Below are 6,435 nucleotides of genomic sequence, written 5' to 3' on the forward strand. Positions count from 1 at the left end.
TTTCTATAAGAATAGTAAGTCCCGATCCAAATCTTCAGAATCTGTTCCACCAGCTTTATTTTCAAGTGCATTGTGAGTTGAAGCAAGATACACAACGCGCTTTCCAAGCTTGTCTTCCAGTGAATCTAATTGCTTATGAATTAAATCGAACTTATCCGCCTTATTAGTTCCTCCAAACAAATCAGCTTGTGGTACAAAATTTTGTGTTAAGTCTTGCAAGGTCACTCCAGTTGTACGATACATCACACCTCTTGTATGCATTCTTTCAAACTCTGCATACATTAATGGTAATAATATCTCAGGTGAGTTTGAAGGAACAGGAAGGTGCACTGAGCCTGTTGCAAATTCAAACTCTTGAGTTTTAAGAAACAATGAAATCTTTTTTGGTACCAATTTATAGTGTCTTGCTTTTCTACAAGCCTCCTCAATATTTTTTGAAAGCTGTGACCATAAAAAAGTTTTGTCATTTGTGGGAGGGTGAAATGTTCTGGTTTTTTGTATCGATGAATACGAGTCCTTCACCTCACTATTTATTTCATTTATCATTACCCCATGAAGCTCTTGCCAAATAACCTCATACGGAGCTGATAGTATTAATCTAACCCATTCAATACTTTTATCGTAGAAGTCTCTGGCTGTTCTTATATCCTTCATTATTAGGAGCTCGGCGGTTTTTGGACCGATGCCCCAGATTTTTCCTATTGGAACTTTCACTAGAAAATCTGGGGCAGAATCTGGCTCCATCACCGTTAAACCATTTGGCTTAACCCAATTGGAAGCAACCTTTGCAAGAACTTTTGTTGGAGCGAGCCCAATAGAAACTGACAAATCAAGCTCCTCATTTACTTCCTTTTTAATTTTCTCAGCAATTTCTTTATACGTCATGCCAAGTGGTTTATCTAAGCCAGTTAAATCGCCAAAGCATTCATCAATACTATACTCTTCTACGTCGTCGACATACCTGCGAACAATATCAAACATCATTGTTGAATATTTAACATAGGACTTATAGTCCCCCGGCAAAATATGAACACTCGGATACTCTCTTTGTACTTTAAAAATTGGCATCCCTCGTTTTATTCCGAGTGCCTTTGCCTCATATGAAAGTGCGGATACAATTCCCCTTTCCTCACCAGTAACAACGGGGAGACCTCTAAGCTTTGGATTCTTTGCAATCTCCACCCCCACAAAAAAAGCATCTCCATCTATATGAAGGATTACTTTGTGTTTTTTATTATCGATTTTTGCTACTTCCACCTATTGTTTATTTTCTATAGCTGCTGTGATTTGAATATTTAATTCCAGAAGATCATCATATACAGCACTAAATTCTGGGGATGAACTTTCTCCTTCTTTCGGCATTTCATTATTAATCATATCCCAAGTATCATATGCCACTTCATTGGCATCCTTCATTAATCCTGATTCAAAATATATTTTTATTAAATTTATATTAAATTCAATTCTTGAATACCTATTGGTGGATTTATCAGATAGCTCTTGTTGCTCTGTCATCCACAAAGACATGGTATCTTTTGATTCTTTTGCCTCAGCACCGTGTAATTTTATAACTTCAATAACTTGATCCATTGATGGAAGTTGTGGACCGAATTCTTGCATACCTGCTAATTCTTGGTTTGTTGTCATACCTATTATTATATCATATTGGGATTGGTTACAATTGAGAGATGACAAATACCGCGAATGACTCGAGGTCTATACAAAATCGTAAAAATGATGTACTATTTGCCAACTATGTTATATAGAACTAAATCACCAACACCTAAGTCAAAAATCGTGGCACCAGCTGCTCCTAAAGTAGCCCCTGTAATTGAGCCTATTCTTATTAAAATAACACTTATTCCAGGACTTAAGGCAACTGTACTTGATGAGTTGGCAAAATATCCAGAACTTAACATTGCAGAACAAGGTGAAGATAAGCTATTTCTTGACTACATCCCAAATTTTCAAAACGTTCTATTACTTAGAGGCGTACTTAATGCCTATGTAATAAGAAGAGGTGAAAAGTACAATCCATTCTATATTTCAAATCACAAGGCAACTATTGGGGACCTTGTTGAAATTGCTCTTGGAAGAAATAAAGTTGAGGACGTAAAACCAAGGAAAAGTAAGACCCCTCTTACCCCAGCTGAAAAGTCCCGCTTAAATAAAATCAAACAAGAAAGTTTGAAGACTCCATTTAAGAGTTTTAGACTAAGATGTGCAGGATCAGATACTAAGGAGGTAAAGGAAATTCAAAATTATATTACAACCACTTACAAACTAAATAATACTGAGGATGCTGATATGGAAATTTATATCAACAAACCAAGTCTTATTTGGGAAGTTGGTGTTAGACTTTCTCCAAGGCCTCTATCACTTAGAAACTATAGAGTTGCAAATATTAAAGGAGGGCTGAATCCTACAATTGCATATGCGATGAATACATTTTGTAATCTTGAAACTGCAAAATCATATTTGAATGTTTTCTCAGGAAGCGGGACTCTTTTAATTGAAGCTGGCATTTCTAATCCAGATTTGAAATTAATAGGATTTGATATCGATGGTAAAAGTAATGCGCTTGCGATACTAAATATAAAGAAGGCGGGTTTGATAAAACAAATTCATTTACAAACTGCAGATATTTATAACAAACCCCATCTTGGAAAATTTGATGTTATCGCATCCGACTTACCTTTTGGAATGCAAATTTCTAGCAAGGTGAATCTAGATAGTCTTTACGGTACTTTTGTAAAGTATTGTGAAGAGACATTGAATGCGGATGGAACGTTGGTAATCTGTACAACTGAATACAAAGTTTTAGAGAAGGCGTTGGAAGATTCTAAATTTGATACTATTAAGACTCTTGATCTTGTTGTTTCAACATCTGTTCAAAATATATATTTATATCCAAGAATTTTTGTTTGTAAGTTCAAATAGCAAATAGGTATGGAAACAAAACAGGCCCCGACACATGTGTCGGGGCCTGTTTTGTTTATTCTAACTCACTTAGTAAATCATCAATGTCCAGTGCTTCGGTAACCATTTCAACTTCCCCATCATTCTTAACTTTCCATTCAGAACGAGGTCGATCCACATACAACTCGACACCATTACCATCTGGATCTGTTAAATACAAGGCTTCTGAAACCCCATGATCAGCAGAGCCAGTTATTGGGTACTTTGCATTAATCAAACGATTCAACGCTCCCGCTAGTTCCTTCCTAGTTGGGTACAAAATAGCAAAGTGATATAAGCCGCTATGACCTTTTGGTGGAGGTGTAGCCCCAGGGCCTGACCAAGTATTTAAACCAATATGGTGATGATATCCACCAGCTGAAAGAAAAACTGCAGAGTCTCCATATTTGGTCGTCACTTCAAATCCTAATATATCTCTATAAAAGCCCAACGCTCTATCAAGGTTGGCAACGGTAAGGTGAACATGTCCTATTGTAACTTCGGGATGTATTTTCATAACAGAAGTATATCATTAAAAAAATAGAGAGGAATACCAAATTTATAAAGAGAAACCACCGGCCCTTCGGGCCGGTGGTTAAATAATATTAAGGTCTGTTTTTGTTTATATTTCAAAAAGCAAAACTTACCGGTTCAACGCACTAATGACAGCTCTAACAGATGCTAGCGGCGTACTATTATCAACTCCCGCTCCCCATTTAATACTTCCATCAGCAAATCTAACTTGTACATATGCAATAGCTTCTGCTTCTGCCCCTTCACTTAATGCGTGCTCAAATTGATTAATAACACTGATATCAGCAATACCTTTTGTACGCAATGAATTAACAAAAGCATCAATAGGGCCATTTCCAGTTCCTGATAAATCAATTCTTTCATTATTGTCCGATTCAATTAGGGCGGTACAACTACAGCCCTTAACATCATCTACAAAATAGAAATTCAAAAGTTTATGAGGTGATTTCTTTTCAATATATTCCTTCCACAACATTTTTCTCAAATCATCAGCTGTTACCTCTTGGCAAAGTGCATCAATTTCCTTTCCAGCAACTACGCCAAATTCCCTAACCATATCCTTTGGTAAATGAATATTGCATTCATTCTCCAATAAATAAGCAACACCACCCTTTCCAGATTGACCGTTAACTCTTATAACTTCATCGTATCTACGACCAATATCTTTTGGATCAATACCAAGATATGGAACATCCCACACAATTGAATTTTCTGATTCTCTTGCATTAAGACCTTTTCTAATAGCATCTTGATGTGAACCTGAGAAAGCAGTGAATACTAATTCCCCACTATATGGATGGCGTTGTGGCACAGTCATATTTGTACAACACTCATATACACCGCGCAAAGAATCAATATTTGTAAAATCCAAACCCGGATCAATACCCTGAGTAAAAAGATTAAGTGCAACAATTATAATATCCAAGTTTCCAGTTCTCTCTCCGTTTCCAAAAAGAGTTCCTTCTACCCTATCTGCTCCAGCAAGAATTCCAAGCTCAGTTGCAGCAACTCCAGTTCCTCTGTCATTATGTGTATGAACACTTATAACAACACAATCTCTGCGAGCCATGTTCCTACAAAACCATTCAATTTGATCTGCATATATGTTTGGCATTGCAACTTGCACAGTATCTGGCAAATTAATAATCATCTTTTTCTCAACAGTTGGTTGCCATATGTCCATCACAGCCTCACAAACTTCAAGTGCAAAATCTACCTCAGTAGCAGAAAAACTTTCTGGTGAATATTGAAATATAATCTCTGTTCCATATAGTTTCGATGAATATTCCTTAACCCACTTTGTACCCTGTATCGCCATTTTAACAATGTCCGATTTTTCTAATCCAAAAACAACACGTCTTTGTGCTGGGGATGTTGAATTGTACAAGTGAATAATAGCTTTTCTAACACCTCGTAAAGATTTAACTGTTTGAATTATTAAATCTTCTCTTGCTTGAACCAAAACTTGAATTGTCACATCGGAGGGAATTAAATCTTCTTCAATTAAATGACGAACAAATTCAAATTCCGTAGGTGAAGCTGCTGGAAATCCAACTTCAATTTCCTTAAAACCACATTTAACAAGCGACAAAAACATTTTTGTCTTTTGAGAAACCGTCATAGGTATTGCAAGAGATTGATTACCATCGCGCAAATCAACACTACACCATATTGGAGCTTCTGTGATCTGACGAGACGGCCATTTTCTATCTTCTAATTCTATACTTGGAAATGCTTTATATTTATTTGTAGGATTCATGATGTTGGGGTTGTTGTTGATGTGTTATGTTTCTAAAGAACTATTTACGATTTTCTTTTGTATCACCTCCTTCGTTTAGGCAAAACAAAACCAGCTCCTTTGGTGAAGAGCTGGCTTGTATCTGTCTACTATTTATTCTTAGCTAAAACACAAGCAAAATCTCCACCATTTTTAAGGAGGTTGAGAAGGTTTAATTTATTAATGCCGTGTCCGTTCATATAATTAGTTTATGGGATATCAGTAATGAAGTCAAGATAGTGCGTTCCTTTCATATTCATGCCGGGCAATAATTCAGCCTAAATTTATTGACAGATGAATTTTTAGTGGTATTGTTCTACCAAACCGGTTCCTTTTCAATTCAAGCTATCAACAAACGTTGATTGCCTTTTGCTAATACCAGGTCAATTCTATCACCCCAGAAAACAACACACAGATGAGTACGTTATCAAAAACAGCAGACAAAACAGCCGGCAAAAAAACCGCAAAAACCTCCACTGAAAAAATCGCCGAGATTGACCTCACAAAAGTTGACTCGAGTATTTTTGAGGAAGTTCAAGACGGCGAAACCGTGCTTGAAGGAGCAGTCTTGACGGACTACCTGAAACAGTTGGTTCACGCGTACAAGGACTGCTACGAGCTGACCATGAGTATGCCGCAAGTCGTTATCGATAAGCAAAATGATATGATTCGCCGATTGTCATCCTCGAGCATCAATGTACAGAATGCTCTTGCTCAGGAAATCGATGAGCTTCGTGATCAACAACTCAATCTACGAGAGGAGATGGGTTGGTTCAATAGGACGTTTCGTCTGGCAATGATTGATGCCTTTCCTGAACTGTCTGAGGTGCCAGCCGCTTTCATTCGCAAGGGATATGTTGTCACCTACATGACCCGAGAGCAATTTGAGACCATGCGAAGTTTGGAAATCATGGACTCACTCGACATGGACGGCCCACGGTAAACTCGTTTGAATCCTAGTAGTTTCTAATTCCCGATACCCCCGGCAAGCGCTAGCGCTTGCCGGGGGTTTTTATTTACCATCCGAATTCTCCTTCTCCTGAAATATTACCCTGATTATATCGTCAATAAGAAAACACAAAGGCCTCACTCAGAGTTCATAAATATTTATTGCGAGTTCAACAAGTAAGTGCACCACTTGATATAATATTAAGTGATATGGCATA

6 protein-coding genes are annotated in these 6,435 nt (G+C 37.3%); 2 read left to right on the plus strand and 4 right to left on the minus strand.

Annotated elements, in window-relative coordinates; genetic code table 11:
- Positions 1-3: 3 nt before the first annotated feature.
- Entirely contained in the window at positions 4-1,257 is a 1,254-nt protein-coding gene (locus WCQ00_02875) for a DNA polymerase IV (GenBank protein ID MEI6042484.1), read from the minus strand.
- A complete protein-coding gene (locus WCQ00_02880) occupies positions 1,258-1,647 on the minus strand; it encodes a hypothetical protein (GenBank protein MEI6042485.1) in 390 nt (129 codons plus the stop codon).
- A 108-nt stretch (positions 1,648-1,755) separates the two neighbouring features.
- On the opposite strand from WCQ00_02880, the gene WCQ00_02885 reads away from it, so the two are divergent.
- Positions 1,756-2,940 (plus strand): methyltransferase, encoded by a 1,185-nt coding sequence (locus WCQ00_02885; GenBank protein ID MEI6042486.1) that lies wholly within the window; start codon positions 1,756-1,758, stop codon positions 2,938-2,940.
- A gap of 55 nt (positions 2,941-2,995) precedes the next feature.
- Here the strand turns inward: WCQ00_02885 and WCQ00_02890 are convergent, their stop codons facing one another.
- Positions 2,996-3,475, minus strand: a complete 480-nt coding sequence (locus WCQ00_02890; protein ID MEI6042487.1) for a VOC family protein — start codon at positions 3,473-3,475, stop codon at positions 2,996-2,998.
- A 126-nt stretch (positions 3,476-3,601) separates the two neighbouring features.
- Complete coding sequence (gene leuA / locus WCQ00_02895) at positions 3,602-5,251, minus strand: 2-isopropylmalate synthase (GenBank protein ID MEI6042488.1); 1,650 nt, start codon at positions 5,249-5,251, stop codon at positions 3,602-3,604.
- 433 nt (positions 5,252-5,684) lie between these two features.
- On the opposite strand from leuA, the gene WCQ00_02900 reads away from it, so the two are divergent.
- Positions 5,685-6,212, plus strand: a complete 528-nt coding sequence (locus WCQ00_02900; GenBank protein ID MEI6042489.1) for a hypothetical protein — start codon at positions 5,685-5,687, stop codon at positions 6,210-6,212.
- Positions 6,213-6,435 lie beyond the last annotated feature (223 nt).

The organism is bacterium (genome assembly GCA_037127815.1).
Lineage (GTDB): Bacteria > Patescibacteriota > Minisyncoccia > Phycocordibacterales > CAIZLB01 > CAIJKW01.

Bases quoted from the DNA above. Each gene is read 5' to 3' on its own strand.
- leuA (MEI6042488.1), bottom strand. From the start codon at position 5,251: ATGAATCCTACAAATAAATATAAAGCATTTCCAAGTATAGAATTAGAA.
- WCQ00_02890 (MEI6042487.1), bottom strand. From the start codon at position 3,475: ATGAAAATACATCCCGAAGTTACAATAGGACATGTTCACCTTACCGTT.
- WCQ00_02885 (MEI6042486.1), top strand. From the start codon at position 1,756: ATGTTATATAGAACTAAATCACCAACACCTAAGTCAAAAATCGTGGCA.
- WCQ00_02900 (MEI6042489.1), top strand. From the start codon at position 5,685: ATGAGTACGTTATCAAAAACAGCAGACAAAACAGCCGGCAAAAAAACC.
- WCQ00_02880 (MEI6042485.1), bottom strand. From the start codon at position 1,647: ATGACAACAAACCAAGAATTAGCAGGTATGCAAGAATTCGGTCCACAA.